Origin of the sequence: Runella sp. MFBS21 (assembly GCF_029433105.1) — a bacterium.
Classification (GTDB): Bacteria; Bacteroidota; Bacteroidia; order Cytophagales; family Spirosomataceae; genus Runella.
On record NZ_JARNTW010000037.1, the window covers coordinates 1 to 22,934 of the forward strand.

General features: G+C 40.8%; 19 protein-coding genes, 1 pseudogene and 1 riboswitch. Of the genes and pseudogenes, 5 read left to right on the top strand and 15 right to left on the bottom strand.

Annotated elements, in window-relative coordinates; genetic code table 11:
- Positions 1-205: 205 nt before the first annotated feature.
- Together P1X15_RS31585 and P1X15_RS31590 are read right to left on the bottom strand one after the other, a co-directional pair.
- The gene (locus P1X15_RS31585) at positions 206-1,537 is read right to left on the bottom strand and encodes a RagB/SusD family nutrient uptake outer membrane protein (protein ID WP_277342100.1); all 1,332 of its coding nucleotides are present in this window, start codon (positions 1,535-1,537) and stop codon (positions 206-208) included.
- An 11-nt stretch (positions 1,538-1,548) separates the two neighbouring features.
- The gene (locus tag P1X15_RS31590) at positions 1,549-4,587 is read right to left on the bottom strand and encodes a TonB-dependent receptor (protein WP_277342101.1); all 3,039 of its coding nucleotides are present in this window, start codon (positions 4,585-4,587) and stop codon (positions 1,549-1,551) included.
- Positions 4,588-5,378: 791 nt separating this feature from the next.
- Positions 5,379-5,475: riboswitch (SAM riboswitch) on the top strand.
- Positions 5,476-5,629: 154 nt separating this feature from the next.
- Between P1X15_RS31590 and P1X15_RS31595 the strand changes: the two genes are divergently transcribed.
- The 3 genes from P1X15_RS31595 (at position 5,630) to P1X15_RS31605 (ending at position 8,595) form a co-directional block, all read left to right on the top strand.
- Positions 5,630-6,169 (top strand): protein-disulfide reductase DsbD domain-containing protein, encoded by a 540-nt coding sequence (locus P1X15_RS31595; RefSeq protein ID WP_277342102.1) that lies wholly within the window; start codon positions 5,630-5,632, stop codon positions 6,167-6,169.
- Positions 6,170-6,171: 2 nt separating this feature from the next.
- A complete protein-coding gene (locus P1X15_RS31600; protein WP_277342103.1) occupies positions 6,172-7,152 on the top strand; it encodes a cytochrome-c peroxidase in 981 nt (326 codons plus the stop codon).
- Positions 7,153-7,275: 123 nt separating this feature from the next.
- A complete protein-coding gene (locus P1X15_RS31605) occupies positions 7,276-8,595 on the top strand; it encodes a peroxiredoxin (RefSeq protein WP_277342104.1) in 1,320 nt (439 codons plus the stop codon).
- A gap of 689 nt (positions 8,596-9,284) precedes the next feature.
- Here the strand turns inward: P1X15_RS31605 and P1X15_RS31610 are convergent.
- The 10 genes and pseudogenes from P1X15_RS31610 to P1X15_RS31650 form a co-directional block, all read right to left on the bottom strand.
- Complete coding sequence (locus tag P1X15_RS31610; protein ID WP_277342105.1) at positions 9,285-9,548, bottom strand: type II toxin-antitoxin system death-on-curing family toxin; 264 nt, start codon at positions 9,546-9,548, stop codon at positions 9,285-9,287.
- 137 nt (positions 9,549-9,685) lie between these two features.
- The gene (locus P1X15_RS31615; RefSeq protein WP_277342106.1) at positions 9,686-9,880 is read right to left on the bottom strand and encodes a hypothetical protein; all 195 of its coding nucleotides are present in this window, start codon (positions 9,878-9,880) and stop codon (positions 9,686-9,688) included.
- A 76-nt stretch (positions 9,881-9,956) separates the two neighbouring features.
- On the bottom strand, positions 9,957-10,643 hold the full coding sequence (locus tag P1X15_RS31620; protein WP_277342107.1) for a hypothetical protein: 687 nt from the start codon (positions 10,641-10,643) through the stop codon (positions 9,957-9,959).
- Positions 10,644-10,849: 206 nt separating this feature from the next.
- Positions 10,850-11,044 carry a hypothetical protein gene (locus P1X15_RS31625; protein WP_277342108.1) on the bottom strand — a complete coding sequence of 65 codons (195 nt, stop codon included), beginning with the start codon at positions 11,042-11,044 and terminating at the stop codon, positions 10,850-10,852.
- A gap of 50 nt (positions 11,045-11,094) precedes the next feature.
- A complete protein-coding gene (locus P1X15_RS31630; protein WP_183978057.1) occupies positions 11,095-11,247 on the bottom strand; it encodes a hypothetical protein in 153 nt (50 codons plus the stop codon).
- A 3-nt stretch (positions 11,248-11,250) separates the two neighbouring features.
- Positions 11,251-11,409, bottom strand: a pseudogene (locus P1X15_RS32665) (DUF6934 family protein); the annotation flags it as partial.
- A gap of 134 nt (positions 11,410-11,543) precedes the next feature.
- The gene (locus P1X15_RS31635; RefSeq protein ID WP_277342109.1) at positions 11,544-15,098 is read right to left on the bottom strand and encodes a DEAD/DEAH box helicase; all 3,555 of its coding nucleotides are present in this window, start codon (positions 15,096-15,098) and stop codon (positions 11,544-11,546) included.
- Between the two features lie 62 nt (positions 15,099-15,160).
- Positions 15,161-15,619: a hypothetical protein gene (locus P1X15_RS31640; protein WP_277342110.1), complete on the bottom strand. Its 459-nt coding sequence runs from the start codon at positions 15,617-15,619 to the stop codon at positions 15,161-15,163.
- Positions 15,620-15,730: 111 nt separating this feature from the next.
- Positions 15,731-17,197: a M56 family metallopeptidase gene (locus P1X15_RS31645; RefSeq protein ID WP_277342111.1), complete on the bottom strand. Its 1,467-nt coding sequence runs from the start codon at positions 17,195-17,197 to the stop codon at positions 15,731-15,733.
- Positions 17,194-17,565 (bottom strand): BlaI/MecI/CopY family transcriptional regulator, encoded by a 372-nt coding sequence (locus P1X15_RS31650; RefSeq protein WP_277342112.1) that lies wholly within the window; start codon positions 17,563-17,565, stop codon positions 17,194-17,196. Before P1X15_RS31650 ends, P1X15_RS31645 begins: the two co-directional genes overlap by 4 nt.
- A 129-nt stretch (positions 17,566-17,694) precedes the next feature.
- Here P1X15_RS31650 and P1X15_RS31655 point away from each other — a divergent pair, with 129 nt between their 5' ends.
- Together P1X15_RS31655 and P1X15_RS31660 are read left to right on the top strand one after the other, a co-directional pair.
- Positions 17,695-19,167, top strand: a complete 1,473-nt coding sequence (locus P1X15_RS31655) for an endo-alpha-N-acetylgalactosaminidase family protein (protein WP_277342113.1) — start codon at positions 17,695-17,697, stop codon at positions 19,165-19,167.
- A 275-nt stretch (positions 19,168-19,442) separates the two neighbouring features.
- A complete protein-coding gene (locus P1X15_RS31660; RefSeq protein ID WP_277342114.1) occupies positions 19,443-21,719 on the top strand; it encodes a hypothetical protein in 2,277 nt (758 codons plus the stop codon).
- Between the two features lie 63 nt (positions 21,720-21,782).
- On the opposite strand, the gene P1X15_RS31665 is transcribed toward P1X15_RS31660, so the two are convergent.
- From P1X15_RS31665 to P1X15_RS31670, 3 genes are all read right to left on the bottom strand, one after another.
- Complete coding sequence (locus P1X15_RS31665) at positions 21,783-22,058, bottom strand: hypothetical protein (RefSeq protein WP_277342115.1); 276 nt, start codon at positions 22,056-22,058, stop codon at positions 21,783-21,785.
- Between the two features lie 76 nt (positions 22,059-22,134).
- Positions 22,135-22,242 carry a hypothetical protein gene (locus P1X15_RS32670; RefSeq protein ID WP_409049722.1) on the bottom strand — a complete coding sequence of 36 codons (108 nt, stop codon included), beginning with the start codon at positions 22,240-22,242 and terminating at the stop codon, positions 22,135-22,137.
- Positions 22,243-22,269: 27 nt separating this feature from the next.
- Positions 22,270-22,614 (bottom strand): hypothetical protein, encoded by a 345-nt coding sequence (locus P1X15_RS31670; protein WP_277342116.1) that lies wholly within the window; start codon positions 22,612-22,614, stop codon positions 22,270-22,272.
- Between the last annotated feature and the right edge of the window lie 320 nt (positions 22,615-22,934).

The following is a 22,934-nucleotide window of genomic DNA, read 5'->3' on the forward strand; positions in this document are numbered from 1 at the left end:
TTAGATGTGAGAACCCAATCTTACTACTTTTTATGTTTCTGGGAAAACTTTTACCCCACTATCTACATATAAGTATCTCGTTAATAAATAGTTGGCTGTTAAACCCAACTCTTGATTCGCATTACTAATGAAAGCGAGTAGTGTAAATAAGATGTGATTCTTTTTCATGAGAAATTAAATTAATTATAAACAAACAATTGAATGGCTAATACCCTGGGTTTTGCTCTAAATCAGGATCTTGAATAATTTCGGTTCTGGGAATGGCAAACACCCAGAAATTCGGATTCTTTAAGTTAGGGTTGATGGCTCCAAATACCTCGGCTGCCCTCCCAGTTCGAACGATATCAACAAATCTATGGCCTTCAAAACCTAACTCAAACCTCCTTTCATTTTCAATTGCTAAAAGGACATTATCCTTGCTTAATGAATTTGTAAAAGTGAGTAATGGTATTTCAGCTCTGTTTTTGACTACGTTGAGGTCTGCGACAGCGCCTTCGAGATTGGGGCTTGCCTTTTTGGCCCGCGCTTCTGCTCGAATTAAGTATTGTTCAGCAATCCGAAGAATGAATATAGAGCTTGTGCCGTCTTGTTTGCTGTACAGAGTCAAATCATAGATGTTTTGAGGAGTCCTGAATAAAAGACTGCTTCGAGTACCACCTAGTTTGGGGTCTAAAATAAGCCCTACAAACTCCCTCGCTGGAATGTAATCGTGCCGCCCTCCCTGAGCTGGCGAGTTCCAGTTGGTATAAAAAGAACTTCGGTCGGAAGTACTAAAAGCAATTTCGAGGATAGATTCAGTGGTATTTCTTCCCGTATAAAAAGCCGAAAAAGGTTTTACCAAGCTAAAATTGGAACTCTGAATTACTTTTGTTGCATTCTCTTCGGCGAGTTCCCATTTTTCAGTGTAAAGGTACAAACGAGCTTTGAGTGCGTAAACGGTAAATTTATTAGCACGATTTCGATTTAGGGTCGTCGTCAGTAATTCTTCTGCTTTGTTTAAGTCAGACAGAACTTGGTCGTAGGTTTGCGCCCGCGTACTTCTTTTGGTACCACGATGGGAAGTAGGGGCCGTAGCTGGTTCTAAAACAATAGGAACGCCCCCGAAGGTTTTGGCTAAATCGAAATACGCAAGCGCTCGAATAAAATACGCCTCTCCTAAAATTTGGTTTCTATCAGCTTTGGTAATAGACGTTTCGCTGAGAGTTGGGACTTTGCTGATTACAAAATTGGCTCGATTGATGGTCGTATAAATTCCTGAGAAGCTTCCGCCTCCACTATCGGCAGTTTTATTGGCAACGACGTTATTTTGGCTATTAAAATTGACGACGTTATCTCCCGCCAAATCCAATGAAACTATGCTTCCGCTGACGTACCCCTGCAAAGCATCATAAGTTCCGATTAGCGCTGCTAGGGCTGACTTTTGATCGACAATGACTGCTTCATCAGAGATGGTCGCCTGTGGTTCGGTGTTTAATACAAGCTCACAGGAACTTAATAGTAAGAGTATTATTGCGAAAATTAGTGAATTATTTCTCATTTTTCCAAAGATTAAAAAGTAACATTGACTCCAAAATTGACTGATTTGGTTTGTGGCGTGCCGTTAAAATCAAGTCCTTGTACTAAGCCACTGCCACTATCCGCCGCAGAATTTGTTTCAGGGTCAGGGCCTGTGTATTTAGTAAAAGTCAGCAGGTTTGTTGCCGTAACGTACAATCGGGCATTAGTGATTTTGATTTTAGACAATAAGCTGGCAGGAATCGTATATCCTAGAGTGATGTCTCTGACGCGGATAAACGAAGCGTCTTCCAATAAACGGCTGGTATTACTTTCGTAATTTCTGCTACCATCAGCATTGACCAAAGAAGTGAGTCGCGGCAATACATCTTTATCACCTGGTTTTTTCCAATAGTTTAATGAACTCTTTTGGATAGAGCGGGTAATGCCGCGAGTGGCTCCCGCCTCTAAAAAGAATGCTGTGTAATTGAATAGCTTATTGCCAGAGCGATAGACTAAATTTACATTAAGGTCAAAAGCTTTGTAAGACACCGTATTTTTGAAAGTACCTTCAAAATTAGGCCACGCATTTCCCACAATCTTGCGGTCGGTTGCGGTGATTTGTTTATCGCCATCTACATCTTCAAAGATTGCATTACCTGTTTCTGGATTCACCCCCAAATAGTTGTAGACCCAAATCGAATACAGAGAATAACCCTGTTCTAAGCGGTACATTCCGTAACTGCCCGTAATGGGATTGTTGAGTTTTTCAATTCTGTTTTTATTGTGAGAAATGGTGAAGGTAGTATTCCACTTCAACGATTTTGTATTGATGTTTTTGGAGGTGATTAATAGCTCAACTCCTTTATTACTAATCTCCCCCACATTTGTATAAACCGAGCCAAAACCAGTTTTAGAGGCAACGGGCTCATTAATCAATAAATCACTCGTGTATTTTCGGTAATAATCAAATTCAAACGAAATTTTATTTTTTAAGAGTGCACCTGATAAACCAATGTTAAACTGGCTTGTTGTTTCCCATTTTAGATTCGGGTTAGCCAGTTGGCTCGGCGCAATCCCAGGTAAGTCGGCATAATTACGCCCGCCCGCCCACAAGCCTCTCGACGCAAAATCATCAATGTCTTGGTTTCCAGTTAATCCGTAGCTGGTCTTTAGGCGCAGGTTATTGATGACGTCATTTTGGGGAAAGAAACGCTCATTACTAATATTCCATCCCAGTCCAATAGAAGGAAAATACCCCCAACGATTATCGGCACCAAAGCGCGAGGAGGCATCGGCGCGGAAGTTGGCGTCAATCACGTACCGATTGTCAAAAGTATAGTTAGACCCCGCAAAGAATGACACCAAGCCATAATCAGAACCTGTAGAAGAGGCGGTCTGGACGGCCGCAGAGGTAATTCTCTTAAACTGATTGCTTGGAAAACCTGTTCCAGTCAATGTCTGTCTTTCGGTACTTGTGAATTGAACCGTGTTTCCAAGAAAAAAACTAAAATCACTTTTTTTACTGGAGAAAGAGTAGTTGAGTAACTGTTCTGCGATTAACGATTGTTTGGTAGTACTTACATCATTAGATTCGCCCGCTGGTTGCCCATACACCAAGTTGGTGTTGTAGTATGCTTTTTCGTGATATAAGTTATAATCACTACTCAAGGAAGTTTTAAATGAAAGATTGGGTAAGATGTAATAAGTTGCATACAAATTATTAATGCTTCGTAGGCTATTGGAGTGCGTATCTGAGTTTTCAAGAATGGCGATATGATTATCAAAAACAGTCGGTTTGGAGAAGCTTCCATCTTCGTTATAAATAGGATAAAACGTAGGGGTATGCAAAGCAGCTTGGAACAAACCGGCCGGGCCATCACCTACCCTTACGAGGCGCCGTGGAACGCTGGACAAATTATTTGAAGTACCGATTTTGAAACGTTTGCTGAGTGAATGGTCCAAATTTATCCGAAAAGCAAATCTCCCAAAATCTTGAAGTTTGAGCGTCGATTCTTGTTTTTGATATTCGGCGCCCAAGTAAAAATTGGTTTTTTCGTCACCACCTGACAATGATAAATTGTAGCGTTGAGAATGAGCAATTCTAAAAACATCACTTAGTCGGTCGTAGGTTTTTTGATCTTCTGGATTTCCAAAAGCTGGAAAACCTGCAATGACTTCATTGACGGGCCTAAATGGACGAGTTTCAAACGTTTTTCCATCATTAATGTGTACCAAATTAACCATCGTTGCGTGCTCGGGTCCTGTAACTAATTCCCACAAATTAGTGGCTTTACCAACCCCATAATCGGCTGAAAAATTGATTTTTGTTTTCGAATTTCGGCTGCCGCGTTTTGTCGTAATTAGTATCACACCATTTGCACCTCGGGCTCCGTAGATAGCGGTTGCATTAGCGTCTTTTAAGACTGAAACCGATTCTATATCTTCGGGGTTGAGGTCAGAGAGTGGGTTTGGTGTTTGTCCTCCTAGCCCTCTTGACAATCCTTGCAGATTTTCATTATTGATAAAAACGCCATCAATGATGTACAATGGATCATTTCCAGCCGTGATTGATGTGGCCCCACGAAGACGCACCAAAACCGAGGTACCTGGCACACCTGAATTACTTGAGATTAAAAGTCCAGGTACTTGCCCTTGTAATTTTTCGGTAATGCTTGTGTAGGAGGCCTTTGAAACATCTTGTGAGTTGATGGTGGTGACAGCACTGGTTTGTGCGTCTCTGCGTGTCTGTGTATAGCCCACTACAATGACTTCGTTTAGGTCTTTTTCATTCTGAGAAAGTTCAATAGTGACATCACTATTGTTGACCACAACTTCTTTAGAATAATAGCCGATAAAACTCACAACAACAGTAAAAGGTAGCTTCTGTCCTGTATTTAATAAAAATGCGCCATTGACGTCTGTGATTCCTCCGTTAGTCGTTCCTTTGATGAGCACGGACGCTCCAATTAAAGGTTCTTGGGTCTTCTGATCAACAATTTTACCTTTGACTGTTGCGTTGATAGTGGCTTGTGCCTGCAGCAAGAATGGAATTAGGGCAAAAAGTCCTAAGAGTAATAGATTTTTTTTCATTACTTTGTACTGGTTAAATTAAAAATAAAGTACTTGCCAATCATCCGAAGTGATTGGTATAATCATTTGCCAATGACCTTTTTATTTGGTTTAACTCTACCGGTTTGGTTGCCGCCAAACCGGTTTTATTAACAACAAAAAATTCTTAATCTATATATTTTGTATTTTTTAATTAAAAACTGACTTTTACTTCCTAGCAGGAAGAGCAGGTCAGAGAAAATTGATTTTATTTAAGGGTGAAACTTAAAGAAAATAAATCACTGTCGGATTCGGTGTAATTGATTTTTTGAAGCCTTGTCGGTGGATTACAAGACTGACTGAATTATTTGACCAGAATAGGAATAATTAACGCTGCAATGTTAGAGAGTCCTTTCGGAAATACCAAACAAATAATTTAATTTTTTTAATATAATCTCCCTAAAACAGCTATATTTTCAGGATATAAATTAGACTATAGGATGAGTATTCTTATTTGATTTTTACTGACACACCTTCTTTATATTATATTTTAAATATGCATAGTATCAAAAAAGCTACTTTTAAGTTAAAAAGAAAGGAAAGAGATGCAACAATCATTTTACGGGTTTGACAGTGGTAGTATAGTAGTCTAATAATCAATAGACTAAGTAAAAAACGTAGTTTATTAGATTTTTAAAAAAAAGTAAGAAAAAGTTTGGTAGATTATATTTTTTCATCATTACTTTGTACCAGGAATTAAATCGCTAGAGAAAAGAGGCTTTTTCCCTGATGTACATTCCGGTAGATAGCCACCACTACCTGAGTAAATTAAAGATTTATAATGAGTGAAGGGAGAGAGTAGGCTCTGAGAACTTCCGGCAACCTGCCAACCACCGGCAAGGTGCTCCAACCTAAGTCATAGGATAAATCTGAGTTCAATTTCACAGATGCTTAGTACTTACCGTTTTTGAGCGGGATAGATCCTTTTTAGTTTTCAGGAAAACAGTTGTTTCCGGAGGATTTAATAAAGTTGTTTTATAGAACAAATAAATATATTTAATTTATAGATTTAATATAAATTTTTATGAAAAAAGAAACCTTGTTTGCAAAAGCAATCCTCATTACCAAAGAGTTTGGTCATTCGTCTAACCCTATGCGAGTGCTGGCTACACTACTGTTGCTGTGTTCAACCTGTTGGTTTGCACAAGCACAGCAGGACGTGGATGTCAATAACGTGACCAAGTGGCAATTTAAGTTTGCCAATGAACAATTCAATCAGGGAGAAGAAGTAGAAATTATTTTTCTGGCGACTATCGAAAAGGGCTGGTCACTGTATTCTTCTGATTTTAAGGCAGATATTGGACCCCAGCCAACAGAATTTGAATTTGCTGAAAACGGTTCATTTGCGGTTACCAAAGCGATCAGCGCGGTTTCTCCCCTGAAAAAAGTGGATAAAACATGGGGAACGCAGATAACCTATTTTACGCAAAAAGCCGAATTCAGGTCCAAAGTTAGAATTGACGAGATCAATTATGATGTCACAGGGATAATTCGAGGACAGCTCTGCAATGACAAAAAAGGTGTTTGCATACCATTCCAAAAGACCTTCCACTTTATTAATTGAGTATGGAGAAATACTTTTTGGGAATTGCCACCCTAGCGTTATTTCTGATGGGGTTTCAGCAAAAAACTGCCGAAAAAGAACCGGAAACAAAGGTGGAATTGGGCGAAAAATTGTTTTTTGATCCGATTTTATCCTCCAAAAGAACGCTTAGTTGTGCCTCCTGTCATCGTCCCGAATTTGCGTTTGCCGATACATCACAATTCAGTCAGGGAGTGAATGGGATTCCAACTACTCGAAATACCCCTTCAGCAATGAATTTAGCGGGAAGATTGCAGCTATTTTGGGATGGCCGTGCCGGGACGCTGGAAGAGCAGGCCTTACAGCCAATTGCGGCGGCCAATGAAATGAATTTGCCAATCACGGAGGCCGTGACCAGACTAAATGCTGACCCAGATTATACCAAAGCATTTAAAAAGGTATTCAAATCAAAACCAACCGAACGAACACTAGCGGAAGCATTGGCGGCTTACGAACGAACGCTCGAAACAGCAAATACCCCCTATGACCGTTATCTTAATGGCAATGAAACGGCCATGTCGCCAGAGGCAATTCGAGGGCGTATCTTATTTGTGGGGAAAGCTAACTGTGCCAATTGTCATTCGGGGGAAGATTTTACGGCCGACCGATTCAAAAATATCGGACTGTATGATGGAAAAAGATTCCGGGATACCGGTCGATTTAACATTACCCGAGACAGCACCCACATCGGACATTTCAAAGTCCCTGGATTGAGAAATGTAGCCCTAACGGCTCCTTACATGCATGATGGTTCTTTCAAAACGCTGAGAGAAGTAATTAATTACTATAACCGGCCCGATAGTCTCGTTAAGAACGGCCTGAATCGCGATCTTTCACTGAGTACTCCTTTGGGCCTTACCGAATCTGAAATGGCAGATATTGAGGCTTTTTTATACGCTTTAACGGACGACCGATTTGCCAAAAACGGAACATCAACATATTCCAAAAATCAATCAAAAAAATAACCGGCCACTGACCTGAATCAGCAAATATTATGACAAAATTCTTATAAGATAGGCTCTACGTGTATTGAAGCAGACTGAAGCCATTACTAATAAAAATAGTTAAACCATTAATTCTAGCAAACAATGAACAACAATCCGCTCAAATCCATTGGCAGGGCTTCTCTGCTAGCGCTTACCCTGACCGCTTCGGCATTTGCCGGCGAGCAGCCCACGTTCCTGAAAGAAGGAAAATGGCGAGGTGAGTTTAAGTTAAATGAAAAAGTGTTGCCTTTCAATTTTGAAGTGAAGGGTACTAATGAAGAGAATGCTACTTTTTCACTAATTAACGGTACCCGCCGAGATCATTTTAAAGTAAAGGTGATTGAAGGGGACAGCATCTTTGTAAAAATGAATACCTACGATGCCGCTCTTGTGGGAAAAATTCACGAAGACGGTACCTTCAGAGGAGTGTATAAGAGTTTGGTGCCTAACCCCCGTTTTAATGGAAACCGATTACCTTTTGTAGCTGAATTCGGAAAAACGCATCGTTTTGTGAAAGAGGATCATGCCCTGAAACCGGCAGGTAATATATCAGGAAAATGGAACATCAAAATCATCAGCAAAGATCCTAACGCTGCCAATTCCGTAGCATTACTGGAGCAGAAAGGAAATAAACTGACGGGTGTCTTGATGACCGTTGTAGGAGATACCCGTGAACTGGAAGGCAACGTAGTTGGCGATGAGTTTTATCTTTCGGGATTTTCAGGGCCAAGTCCATATTTAATTCAGGGCAAGCTCGGTGATAATAAGAAAACCATCGTGGAAGGTGAATACAATATCGGAATCTATTTTTCTCAAAAGTACGAAGGAAGTAAAGAGAAAAATATTGAATTGCCTGATCCTTATAAACTTACATTCCTGAAAGAAGGCTACGACCGAATTAATTTTACGTTTCCAGATTTGGAAGGCAAGCCTGTTTCCATCAACGATGATAAATACAAAGGCAAAGTGGTCATTGTTGAAATCATCGGAACGTGGTGTCCGAATTGCACCGACCAAACACGCTTTCTGGCGCCGTGGTTCAGCCAAAATAAGCACCGTGGAGTAGAAGCCATTGCGGTGGGATTCGAACAAAAAGATGACCTGGAATACGCTAAATACACATTAGGTAAACTGAAAGAATTCTATAAAATCGAATACGATATACTATTCGGCGGGTTGGCCGATAAGAAAATCGCCACCGAAAAATTTCAGGGATTAAACCGCATGGCGGCTTTTCCAACTACCATTATCTTCGACCGTAGCGGCAAAATACGGGAGATATATACAGGCTATACCGGTGACATCACGGGTAAGTATTATAAAAACTATGTAAAGAAATTCAATAAAGTACTCGACGAGTTGATTGCAGAACCAAATCCTCACGCCGGTCAGGCATTGAGCCAGGTAGGGGCAGGGCAATAATTTTGCTGATTATTTACTAAATCTGTTTGAATAGTGTCCGGGCTATTGACCCGGCACTGCAGGTTTATTCTCCATTTAGCCGGGGCAGGTGGCGAGTTCGGAATACATTGACATAGGCGATGATGATATTATGAATAATCTTTTGAGCAGCTCGGTCATAAAAATAAATTCTCTTGAAAATGACAGGCAGAATGTCACAATCAAAATGGCCTAGGAAGTTACCAGAAAATTGGCTTTCTCTTAACGTAAATGAAAATAATCTGCAAGCGGGTGTTGAGTAGTAATCAACCTAAAACACTGACTCAAGTGGTGGATAATTTACTTAACTATTGGGAGATTTAAAACGGATCTTATTTCATGGCTGAACTAATTCACTGATTGGCAGACAAAAGGTAATATTATTCAACAGACAAAAACCCCACCAATGCTTTTACTACCTTTTTAAAATTTAAACAACCCTCAGTTAGCTACCACGCGTTAATGCCCTAAGTAATTGTCTATAACTTTCTCTTGTCACTCTCATCATTGGGAGCGGCTTTTATTATCAGTACCCTTTATAATCAATCGTTTACAGTCTCAACACAATATCTTAATGCGTTTAACCTGAACGTTGGCAAGGTTTTGAACCTTGCCAACGTTTTTTTAGGTTTCAATGTGGTTTTAGGCTTAAAACCTTGGAAGGGTTGCTGTTAAGCTTTTATCGAGTTTTCCTTAAACCATACCTTACATTCTTCCAGATTTGACTGACCAGAAGCCACTTTTAGGATAAAATCTGTCAAAATTGCGTTTGTGACTTCAAGTCTTAATTCGTAATGATTGAGATTCAAGAAAATCAAAGCAGCCGCTAATCCCGTTCGTTTATTCCCATCGGTAAAGATGTGGTTGCAGATAATATTGTAGCAATATACAGCAGCTTTGTCAGAAATAGCTGGGTACAGTGGTTCTCCGAACATTTCTGCTTGAACGGCCCCCAACAACTAGTCTAAATTTTCTTCGTGTAAAAAATTACTGGAAGGCATAAAGTTTCCTCTGTGCACTTCAATGGTTGCTATATTTAACCGAATAATCTGTTGTTTTGTGAGGTAAATCATTAAGCAAGTGCCTTAAACGTCTCTTCGTAACGGTTAAAATCCTTACGAATTAATGCTTCAAAATCAGCATCTTGCGAAGTTTTTACTTCTTCAACAAATGTTTCTATTAGCATTTTTTTAAACAATTCGGGTTCTTCTTGAATCAACTCACGAAGGGCTTGCTTAACGATACTTTTGTCCAATACAGCTGTCATAGTGGTAGTTATTAAAATGCCATATCATTTTCTTGCTATTGTTGGTAAAAACACCAACAATAGCAAGAAACGAGGATTATTCCCACTCATCCCAATATTTTGCTTTGTATATATCATTACCCCAATTATTCCAGGGAGCAATACGATATGCACCAGATTCTATAAGTTCTAGTTCTATATTACTGGTATAAACATCATAGCCTAAATACTCTTGCATAACGCTTGGCAAAAGTAGCTCAGGTAAATAATAATCATCTGCTTTTTCATTTGTAGAAATATTGATATATGTCTTGCGTGTTAAGGGATAGTCGGGCGGATAATACTCTTCATCTTTAAGTATATTTATAAAGGAATCGCCACAAAGCCATTCTACCTCTTGTTTGATAGGTTCACCAAAAGATTCAAACTTAACATATGACAATGTACGATATATTCGTCTAACAATACCATTTTGGATAATGGCATAACCAAAAGTGCCTCCTGATTCAAACCAATTAAAAGCAAAGGCAAGTACTGGCGTATTGAAGAAAGTATTAAGTTTTTGAAGCGCAATAGGATTTTGCTCAAAAAAAAGATTGGTAAAATCAGAATTACTAATGTGAAACTCGTCTTTATACTTAGTAAATGTTATGTAATTCCTCTTTCTGGTATCATCAGAACAGTCAGTTTTTTCTCCATCACCAAAAAAGTATCTACTTACTTCTTCAATACTAAATTTTGTCGAGTCACATTTAATTATTATTCCTGATGCAGAAGTACCCATATGCTAAGTTTAATTATATGTAATTTTTTTGCCGTTTTTGGTATTTTATTACCGTTTTTGATGTTTTTACTAACAATTTGGGCGGTAGTTTGTTGGTGAAAACACCAACAATAGCTTAAAGTTATTAGGAGGCATAAAGTTGCCTCTGTGCACTTCAATGGTTGCTATATTTAACCGAATAATCTGTTGTTTAGTGAGATAAATCATTAAGCAAGTGCCTTAAACGTCTCTTCGTAACGGTTAAAATCCTTACGAATTAATGCTTCAAAATCAGCATCTTGCGAAGTTTTTACTTCTTCCATTGCTGTTTCCAATAGCATCTTTTTAAACAATTCGGGTTCTTCTTGAATCAACTCACGAAGGGCTTGCTTAACGATATTTTTGTCCAATACTGCTGCCATAGTGGTAGTTATTAAAATGCCTGAATTCGATTTCTAAACAAAGATGCAATTTATTTCATATTGACACGTGCTTTTTCAATGGTTTCCTGCCACTGATTCATATCTACTTTTTTTAAGAATTCATTCAAATCTCGCACTTTTTCTTCTACTATTTGATGACCTGTTGTGCGTGTTGCGGGGGCTTTTTTTGTCTTAGTTTTCATCGCTTATCTTTTTAAGATAACAAAATAGTCATACAAACGATTTGATTGAAACGGTTCTGATTTTCCTTCGCTACTGACTCCTAAAATTACAAATTCCTTTTCTAATTCATCCAAATCTCGGCTGATTATCAAACGATACAAACGCTGTCTTCGTTCGTCGCTACCTTTAAAGGTGGCTCATCCATCTCCAAAAAACTTTAACAAATGAAACTTTCAATGTCTTGGGATTCTTAGGACTTTAAAAGTTTATAAAGTAACCCCTTCCAAGGTTCAAAACCTTGGAAGGGAATGAAGTTTTACCCCAATCTCACCAACTCCCGCAAATCATTGTTAGACAAATCGCCCAACCATGTTTCGCCGTCGGTGACGGTGAGGTTGGCGAGTTCGCGTTTGTTTTGAATGAGTTTGTTGATTTTTTCTTCAAAACTACCTTGCGTGATAAATCGGTGTACCAATACGTTTTTGGTCTGACCAATCCGAAAAGCGCGGTCGGTGGCTTGGGCTTCCACGGCGGGATTCCACCACAAATCGTAATGAATCACGTTGTTGGCCGCCGTTAAATTGAGCCCTGTTCCTCCCGCTTTGAGCGACAAAATCAAAATACGGGTCGAGCGATTGTGCTGAAAGTCATCCACCATTTCATCGCGGTTTTTACGACTGATACCTCCGTGAAGGAAAGGTACTTCCAATTGCATTTGCTCCTGAAACATCGTTTGTAACAACGTCCCCATTTCTTCGTATTGGGTAAATAGGAGCGTCTTTTCGCCATTTTCGAGGATTTGACGAATCAAATCCAACAGCAATTGCGTTTTCCCCGATGCTTCAGGTTGAGCGCCGCCTTTTTTTAGGTAGTGGGTGGGGTGGTTACAAATTTGTTTGAGGGCAGTCATCATTTTAAAAATCAACCCACTACGTTTGAACCCATCTTTTTGACCTTCAATGCCCCGCAACGCTTGGTCCACTACACTTTGATACAAAGCCGCTTGCTCGCCCGTGAGGGTACAAGCTTGGTCGATTTCAATTTTGTCGGGCAAATCTTGGATGATTTTTTTGTCCGTTTTTACCCGTCGTAAAATAAACGGCTCAGTCACGCGCTTAAACTTATCTAAGGCGTGTTGGTCGCGGTCAATCTCAATCGGAATGGCGTAATCACTCACAAACTTTTTCAGATTACCGAGGTAGCCTTTGTTGGCGAAATCAAAAATCGACCAGTATTCGGCCATGCGGTTTTCGACGGGCGTACCACTCATGGCGATTTTGATGCCCGATTTCATTTTTTTGACGGCCTTGGTTTGGGCAGTATTGGGGTTTTTGATGTTTTGCGCCTCGTCAATCACCATCACCGCCCACTTTAATTTGCTCAAACCCTCTTCCTCACTGCGAACCACGCCGTAGGTGGTAAGCAAAATATCGGCATCTTTGAGTGGAACCAAGCTTCGTCCCGAACCGTGATACAGGTGCAGACGAAGTTCGGGGGCAAATTTGCTGATTTCCTTCGACCAGTTGGTGAGCAAAGTCGTTGGCACCACGACCAACCCTTTCAATTTTTTGAAAGCCCCTTCTTGCTTCATTTTCAGGAGGGTAGTGATGACTTGCAGGGTTTTTCCCAACCCCATGTCGTCGGCAATGAGGCTACCCATTCCCAAACGCGCATTTTTGTAAAGCCATTCGTAGCCGCGCTGTTGGTAGGGGCGTAAGTTGGCGGCAAGGCGGTCGGGAAGTGCAACGGTTTCGTTTTTCAACAACGATTTCATCCACTTTTGCGCCGATTTGGTGAGGGTCACGCCCGTACCGTTAAATTCTTCAGTAAGAGCCGTTTGTAACAGTTCATTGCTATCCAGCGAAGGCGGATTTTTGAGCTTTTCGAGCAGGGTTTTGATTTCTTTTTCGTCAAAATACGCGTACTGGTCTTTGATTTTCACTAATCCTCGGTAGTTCTCAATCATCCATACAAAGCTTTGGGTATCAATGTGTTCGTCGCCCACGGCTACTTCCCAGCGGAACTTGAGCATATTTTCCAAACTGATAATCGACGAAGCCGCAACTTTGCCGTCTTCCTCGCTGTCGAGCGTCATGGTCAGCTGCGGACGGAGCAGTTTCTGGAGCGATTTCGGCAACTGAATTTTGATACCAAACAGTCGAATCGTTGGCAAAATTTTTAGAAGAATATCGGCAAACACCTCCGAATCGAATTGTAAAGGTTTCGCACCATGGCTGGCAATCAGTTGATTAAGTTGCGGAAAATGCTCCGCCATCATCGACAAGTCGCGCATTACGCCCATGCGTACGGGGGCATAGTTTCGGTCGGCCATGAAGGTTTGGAGTGGAATCGGAATGTTGAGTTCAGACTTTTTATGTTCCACAAAAAGATTAACCTTAAAACCCTCTTCCAGTTCTTCCACTTGTACCATTGGCACATAATCGCGTTGGGCAATGAAAAATTTATTGAGCCACAACTGAATGTTACTCGGGATTTCGCGGGACTCAAAACCCCCGAAGAAAACCATTGAGTTTCTGAAAAAAAGGTCGTCGGTGTCGGTGGCTTTATAGTCGTAATGGTCGTTAAATTGCCGTATGCGTTCGGTCAAAATGAGCGAAGATAAGGCATTCATAAAATCCGTTTCAGTAGGAATGAAAATGTCCCGTTTCCCAATTTTATAATAGAGAATTTCGGGAGGCAATACTGCCCGTACGTGAGCCGATAGAGCAGCTACTTGTTCGTTGATTGTGGCTGGTATCCAGCGTATTAAATGGTATTCTCGTTTGAGTTTGGCGCGTAGCAATTGAGGAATAATCGCACCTCGTTCAAGGAGTTTGAGCGACAAACGATTCAAAAAATAAAGCCCTTTGAGGGTAGGAGAAAGCTGTGACAACTGCGACGAAGGCAAATGATGAATCCAATCGACAAACTTGGGAAGCTCATCAAATTGAAAAACAATGCGCTCGCGGGTATCTCTGAAATTGGCCTGCAAAAAGCCCAGCGCTTCGTCCATGATGATTTCGCCGCTTTCTACTGCGTCCAAATCTTTGTCATATTCTTGTTCTTGGGGTTCTTCAGAAACGGCAAGTTCGCGCGCTTTTTTGGCAGTATGAATGTAAAATTTTTGTAAAATCTGCTTAAAATTTCCCGTTCGATAAAACAACGGCTTATCGCTCAATAGCGACAGTAAATTATCCGAAATATCAGGAAGCGTCGAAAAATCCAGCGGGGTATATAGGGCTTCGTTTGGCTGAAAAACGGTTTCTTCCGAGCCTTCAAACGGCTGACGAATATCGGCTACGTCGAGCGTTTCTACGTCTTTTTGGTCAGATGATGCAAAGCCCAATGTTTCGAGGTTTTTGAATAAATCGAAATCACGGAGTTCAAAAATCAGAAAAGGGTTTTTGTCGATTTCGTTGGCGACCAAGTACAATACCGCCGCGCGGTGCTTACAAGGATCGCCCCAATCAGGACAAGAGCAGTCGGAGTGAAAGGCTTCCCATGAACTTGGAAACAGAGAAATTCCTTGACGTTGGCAGTCGTTGAATAATTCTGTAGGCAGTTGACGATTCAGTAATTGCGTCAAATACAGCGGGTTCTCAGTGATTAAATTCAACAATCGGGCTTTGTCAGACGGTGAAAGCGGGTCGATATTGAACGAAATCTTGTAAGGCCGAGGGCTGGTACCTTTTACCCGCGCCGCGATTTTGTTTCCCTCAAATGCGATGCTTTGGACTGAGCCATTGTTGGCATAGGTTCGACCTCTGGCCAATCGCCCGCTTTCATCGAGCCCCTCCAGTATATTGATCCATTGTTGTCCCCACCACGTTTGCCCAAAGGTACTACCTTTACTTTTCCGTCCTCGTTTCATTCATTTGTATGTTTTCGGCAAAAATAATAAAGCCAGAAACAATACAGATAGATAGAGAGAAGTCATTTATTATAAAAAACTTTTTCGCTCCACTTCAAGGAATCTGGAAAAGGGAGATTGTATTTGGCAAAATCTGACCAAAAAATCAAAACTTTATGGGTAGAAACATCTTTTGAAGAAAGAATCACGGGAAATTGTTTGTGCTCAACCAACCTCCATTTGCTTGGGGTAAAATTTACAAAATAGCGTTGATATTTGTAATCAACATGGTCTTTGATAAGCTGATTTTTGTAGGAATAATGATAATGAAATCTCAAATAAGGGGTGTAGGTACGAGAAAGGCGTTTTTCTTCAATAGCATCTATCGTAGCCACCGCAAATGATTGATTTTCAATAATTTGTTTCTTATCACGAGCACTTGCGATACTCATATAAAGGGCAGGAAGAGCAATGAGTACAAAGCCCCAAATTGAAAAAAACAGCGCCCACTCAAAATCTGATTTTTTAGGTATTCCTTCCATAACGACCGCTAATAGTAGTTCTTAAAGTTACGGAAATACCTATTCTAACACAAAAAATCCTCTCACTTGTGTAGAGGATTTTTTGTTTTCACGCTATTTACTTATCTATTATTATTTTTTCTTCGCCTCATTTTCTTTTCTAAATTTCTCAAAATTAGGCCCAAGGCGATAACGTTTGTCGGCCAACCATTCAGCGCGGTGTTTTTCATAATGAGCCGTGGTCATCAAATCCAGTTGATACTTGTATTTATAGCCAATCGTGGCTTGGGCATTTTTGTAGAGTTTACTGATAAATACCTGCGAAAAATCTGAGGCTTTGTAGTTGTTTAAGGCCGAATTAGGTACTTTCTTATCGTCAATCCACACCCCATATACTTGGGGATTTTTGTACGATTCAAATTCTTTTTCTGTAGGTGTAATCCGCGCAAAAGGCTTTAAAGGAGGATTCATGGCCAATTCTTGCTGCAACTGCTGCTCTTTGCTCATAGCTCTGAAAATCACCTCCATCCGAGCGCGGTCGGTCTCAGTGGGTTGGTGAATTGTGCTCCATTCTTTGCCGTCTTTACCTACTCCTTTTTTAATATACTTATTCATCAGCTGCTGATACTCTTTTACCAACTCAGCCGACACTCCTTCTTCGGTAGCACTTGCTTCTGATTTGGGAGATTTTAGGGTGCTAGGAGGTGTTTGTTGCGCAAAACTCACTTCGCCAAACACCGCTATCAACGACGTACAAAGTAAAACTACTGCTCCTTGGATTGCATATTTTTTGGGTAAAGAAGTGATTTTGTGCATCATTTTCAAACGTTTTTTGGTGATAAGATAATTGAATGAACTTGTCAGTACGATGCCATTACTTTGACATACTTTATTTAATAATAAATACTGATAGCTGCTTACACTTTGGATTTGATGAATGACCCAATCATCCGCCAAAAATTCATGATTGAGCGTCATTGCTTTTCGATATATCCACAAAACTGGATTCCACCATGCTACTACCAAAAGCAGCTCCATAAATACTACATCCCAAGAATGTCGTTGCTGTATATGAGCCTGCTCGTGCAGCAAAATCTCTGGCTCAATTTTATTCTTTTCAAAATCGTCTTGATTCACAAACACATACCGCCCAAAACTATACGGAACAGTAGGCTGCGACACCAACACAAAGTGTAGTTGCTCTTTTTTGACTGTGCTATGCGAGCGAATCTGATACCAGAGTGCTCCTATATTTTTGGTAAAACGCAACAACAATCCCAACGAAACCAAGCCATAAATACCCCAAATGAGGTGTTTGATTTCTATCTTTTCCTGAGCCGTTATAGTTGCTGCACCAGGCGCAGGAATTTCTTCACGTATAGGATAAACGTTTTGTGTTCGCTCAATCACCGTCGTGATTCGCTCCGCATTACTCATTGTTATTTCAAAAGAAAAAAGTGGTACTAACGCAGAAAACACCAGACTAAAAATCAGATAAAACCGATTGAATCTCAGCATTTTTTCTTTTTCTAATACCACCCGATACAGCAGTAGCAGCAAGGCCGAGCAGGCCACAAATTTGAAAAGATAGAGCATCATGACTGTTTATTTTTGATTTGTTCTTCAATGATTCCTTTGAGCTCTTCTAGTTCGTCGGCTGTCAAATCGGTTGCATTGGTAAAAAACGATGCAAATTGCGCCACCGAATTACCAAAGAAGTTTTTAATGATGCCTCTCATGTGTTTTGAAAAGTAATCTTCTTTAGAAACCAAGGCATGATATTGGCGCGAATTCCCAAAAACTTTGTACCCCACAAATCCTTTTTCTTGCATCCGCTTGAGCAAAGTCGCCAAAGTAGTAGGGGCAGGTTTGGGCTCGGGATGAGCCTCTAGAAGGTCTTTCATAAATATCCCGTCTTGCTGCCAAATCAGCTCCATGAGTTGTTCTTCCGTTTTTGAAAGCTGCATCTTCTACATTTTTAGATTTGATTCTACAAATGTAGAATCAAAATAAGACAAAGCAAATTTTTAGTTGATTTTATTTTCTACTTTTTTTACAATCTAAAATTCCACATTATACTCCTAAACCTTTTTATCATGCCCAAATCTCTTCTCCGTTTTTGTTCAAATACGGTTTTCTTCTCATTGCTAGGTATTATTTTATCAGTAACTTTTCTCCGCGCTCAGTCGCCCGATACTATTCAGATTCGCTATCCCGCTTACTTAACCCCTATTATCAAGCCCCAACACGCCTATCATCAAACATTGACGATGAAATTGTTGATGGCGCAGGCGTCATTTGACGGGAAGTTGAAACGCAAAGACAACGACCAAAGCGAAGTCTTTGTCAACTTTGCACAAGCATTGGAAATCATCAAAAAAATAGATAATCTCAGCCTAGGTATTCCCAAAATTATCTACCTCGTAGGCTGGCAATACAACGGCCATGATTCTAAGTATCCCGCTTGGTTTGAAGTAAACGAACGCCTCAAACGCCCCGAAGATAAAACAGCCTTAGAAAGTATGATTTGGCTCATGAAAGAAGCCCAGAAATACCACACTACCGTGAGCGTACACATCAATATGTTTGACGCCTATGAAGACAGTCCTTTATGGGAAACTTACGTTCAAAACAATATTATCGCTCGCAACGTCGACGGCTCGCTACGGACCTGTGAATGGGGCTATCCGATTAGTTATGCGCGCGAATGGGAAACAGGTTTTGCCCAAAAACGCATTGATCAACTCTGCCAACTCCTTCCATTAAGCAATGCCAAAACAGTGCATATTGACGCTTTTCATACATGGCCGCCTGTCCCGAAAACCGTAGACGGAAAAACCATCATCGATGTTGCGCCCACTCCTACGAGCCCTTATTTGGGCAATACCATAGCCGATGAAGCCAATGCACAGCGTAAAATCTATCAATATTGGGCTTCGAAAGGTATCGATGTCACTTGCGAGGGGGTGGATTTTCTGAGAGCTTCTACTTTTGAAGGCTATCAACCTATGGCTTGGTGGTTTAGTGGCTTAGACAAATATCTCAAATGGCCCGCTAGTTATTATTGTGGTGGCCAAGACAACAACGAATGGGGGCGGCTCTTTGGCTCAAGTATGCACGGCGAAGATGTTATCAAAAAATCCCCTGAACAGCTTAGGGGTTTTATGGAGCAGTTTTGTAATAAAACGCTCATTTGGTACTATCTCAACCGACTTGATCGCCAATACATAGTATCAAATAAGCAGGAAAAATCGGTGCATTTTTCAAACCAAACCGTAAGTAGTCGTCTCAGTGATCAATTCAGATTGCAGAGTAAAGAAATGATTCTGGCCGAAAATGAGGATGTATTTGTGCCTGCACTCTGGCGTAAAACCCCGTCGGTCATTGCCTATAGTAAAAAAGGTTATCAAAATCGTACTTGTAAATTGCCTCTTTCGCTTCGTCAAAAGCGACAAGTCAAAGTTTCTACCATTACGATTGAAGGTTTGAAATCTACCAAAACTTTAGCCGTAAAAGCTGGAAATATTACACTGTCAGTAAGCCCTGACGAAGCACTTCTCATTGAATAATGGATTTTTTTAGTTATTAAGATTTCAAATACTGTTTTTGAACAAAAACCATCACAGTCAATGGTACTTTATAATTTTACTTGTACTTTGAATTTTAACCTCATCCCTAACCCTTCCGCTCAGGCGGCCCTGTCCTTCCAGAAGAAGGGAATTCAAAGCCCTCTCTAGAAAGGACGCGACGGCGTACCGTGAGGGTGAGGGAGGTTGAATTTTGCAAGTAAAAAAGAGTCAAGTCATTTTCAATCAATTCTCCGCCGCAATTTACACATTTAGTTATGTCTTTACGCTTTGCCTTTTTTTTAGGATTTTACTTGATATTGACCACCACTGCTTACACTCAGTATGATTTTAGTAGTCATTATTTCAAGATTCATGTCAATTCCAAAGGCTGGATTACGAGCATGAAAAACATTACGGTGAAGCCACATCGGGAATTTAGTCCCGCCACCAAGCCTTCCCCTCTCCTTTCTCTTTATGACAGCAAAAAAAATCAATATTATCAACCTCAAAAAGCTACTTACAACAAGCTCAAAAAGACATTTAACCTTAGCTACCCCAACGGTTCGGTGGCGACGGTTTCATTGATACCCCAGCCCAAATATTTGAAGTTGACATTGGTGTCATTAAGCCCGCGCAATGGTGTTGATGCCATTGAATGGGGAAGCTATCATACCAATATCACTAATCTTTTTGGTGAAATCATCGGCGTAGCACGCGACACGAGCGAAGCTATCAACTATGCTATTGGAATGCTCGCTCTTAATGACAATACGCTAGGTGGCACCTCTGAAACTGTGGCCGATGCCGCACCTTTTCAGTATATTATTCACAGTCCCGACAAACAGCGTTTTCCCCTTCCGGCGCATCTGCGCGAAGGACAAGTGTTTCCTATCGGAGGCGACGGTATCAATGATGTCGCTTTTTACGCCCACAAAGAGCCATATTATCGGATTTTGTACGGAAATGCCGCTTTTGTGGATGACCAAGGTCGTATTTCGCTGGCTTATTCGTCTCGCGACCGCGCCCCTAAAAGGGAGGTCTATTTTTCATTGATACCCCATATGGCTGTCAATAGCCCCAATCATCAAGAAGTGCAGCCCTTGCCCGGCATTGATTATATCGGCTCTTCGATAGCGCTTTGGGGAAGTCCAGATAGCACTGCCCTTTTGGATGTGATTCAAAATATTGTGCTGACCGAAGGACTCCCTTATCCTACTTTCAATGGCAAATGGGTCAAAGATCCCGCCGCTTTTGTACCCGATGTCCTCACGAGCGGAGGGCTCTACGATAGCATTGTACCTTATACACATCAGTTGGGTTTTAAGGCAATCAGTTTGTATGACCAAGGTTTTATCAGACCCGACCGCAACAATGCGGGCTATATTGACGGAAGAAACTTTGAGAAAAAGCCCCTCAAAATGACGGCTGGCAACAAATCTCACAAAGAATTTTCTGAGTTGGCCGCCCGATACGGCCTTATCATTGGCCGAACACCCATCACTACATCGTTGGCGCCAGGCACCAAAGATGCCAGTCCGTTTCCGAGCGATAGTCTATGTTATCAGCAAAAACGATTGTTGACAAACAATATCGCCCCCAACGACACCATCATTCAGGTCAATGACCCGCAATATTTGGAAGAAATCGCAAGCTGGGAAGGGCATTGTACCAATCTCAATATGATAAAAATCGGAAAAGAACTCATTCATTATCTAGGAGTTTCGAAAACAGCCCCGTATCGATTGCTCAACGTAAAACGTGGCTACTGGAACACCGCACCCACAAGTCATTCGGCTGGCGATACAATTTATAAGCTCCAAGTCACCATCAACTACGGCTATGATGGCTTGATTCCCAATATTCAATTGCAGGACAAAATTGCTCAGTACTACGCCGATGTATGCCACCTCAATGGCTTGGCTTATTATGATTTCGACGGACAAGAGTTTTTGTTTAACAGCGGTCATGGGTATTATTCGGTGAAGCGTTTTTTTCGTCAAATGTTTGAGCGAGCCAAAACCCTCGGCGTGCCTTATATTCGGTTTACGGGTTCTACCCTTTCGGAGGGTTCGTGGCATTATCAGAGTATTTGGAATGTAGGTGGTGGCAAAAACCTATACGATGTCGAAACCAGAGAATGGGGAAGTACCACAAGCCAAGGAAAAGATCTCAGAGATGTTACTTATTCTAACTTTTTTCCTGTGGGTATGGGAAGCAATTTTCCGATCAAAGCCTCTTCGACAGTCCCTCAGTACGAACACATTCAGGCTATTTCGGTAGGTATAGGGAGTACTTATAGTTTACAACTCAACCAAAAAGACGTGGAAAGTTGTCCTCAGAAATACGCTATTTTCAAAGCTATCCGTACTTGGGAAAACGCCCGCGCCGCCAATGCTTTTCCGCGTTGGGTAAAAAAAGAATTGGTCAAGCCCACTAATCAATTTCATTTAGAAGAAATCAACCCAAATACGTGGCAACTCTACAAAACTGATTTAGACGGAAAAAATCCCAAGCTGTTTTGTGTGCTAAAAAGAGATTCTAACTATCCTTAAATTGTCTGTTGTGCGTCGGAGACGCGGTACCGTTTTTTGCCCCAAATCATAGTTTGGGGCAAGCTATGGGCTTATTTGACCGATGAGATTGTACATGGCGGCATCTTTGGCCGATTTACCCAATACTGTAGCGACCTCTCGCTGTAATCCTTTTGGACGAGTAGCAATGCCTTGACGGTCAAAATCATACAACAATTGGGTGTGCAGCGGCGACTGAATGCTACTGCGGTAAATGGCTCCACTATCCCCTGGGCCAAAACCAACGTGCCGTTTAGCCAAAGCCGCCGCGTAGACTTGTCGACGGCTCACATCGTGGGCTAAGCCCCATACGGCACCCACTTGCCCAAAAAGTGATTCATATTCTCAGTATATTACAGTGGTATCCAAAAAGGTCGGTTAAGCTGCGTTGTCATTGCTAATTATTAACTGAGCCAATTTTAGCTAGGAACACATCTTTTGCGGTGGCTTCAACGCCAGGCAATAGGGTAATTTGGTCAGTAGCTGTGTATCGACCCTCTACAATACTTTGGGTGGAATTGTATTATACTTCTTACCAATCTGTAAAGCAAATTGTCCCTACTACGTCATCATTTCTGATTTGGTAATTATTGATAAATAAAAAATATAAAACACTTTCAAGTTCATTTGGATTTGTTTTTTTCCTATCCAAACAAAGGGTATTTAAGTTATCATGACAATATGACTTTTTAAACTCCTTAAAGTCTACAGAGTTATATTTTTTTTCTACTATTTTGTTTATTGCAAAAGAATCAACATAGGGATTAACTTTAACTTCCTTGAGGGTGAAAGATATTTTTTGTAGTAGTGCATCTCGTAAAAAATCTTTGAAGGATTCGAATTTATGTTTATAGTTTTTTTTGAAAACTATAAACATATTTGAATTTGTTGTTATAGCGATTTGATTGTTTGTGAGAAGGACATAAATAGGAGAGGCACTATATATAGCAGAAACCCCATCAGATACTAAAGAAAGTTTATTTATCGTACTTTCAGTGATTTTAATATCTGATTTATAATTAGAACAACTAAAAGAAAGAACACAAATAAATAGTACTTTCTGAAATGAGTGGGAGTGTACGCTGAACTGTGTCAGGATTTTAGTTTTGCCTTTTCAGCCTCCGAGGTAATTTTCTCTGTCAGCTTGTAATCTATCGCCAAATTTAATGTACAATTGCGACATGGCCAACCCCCAAT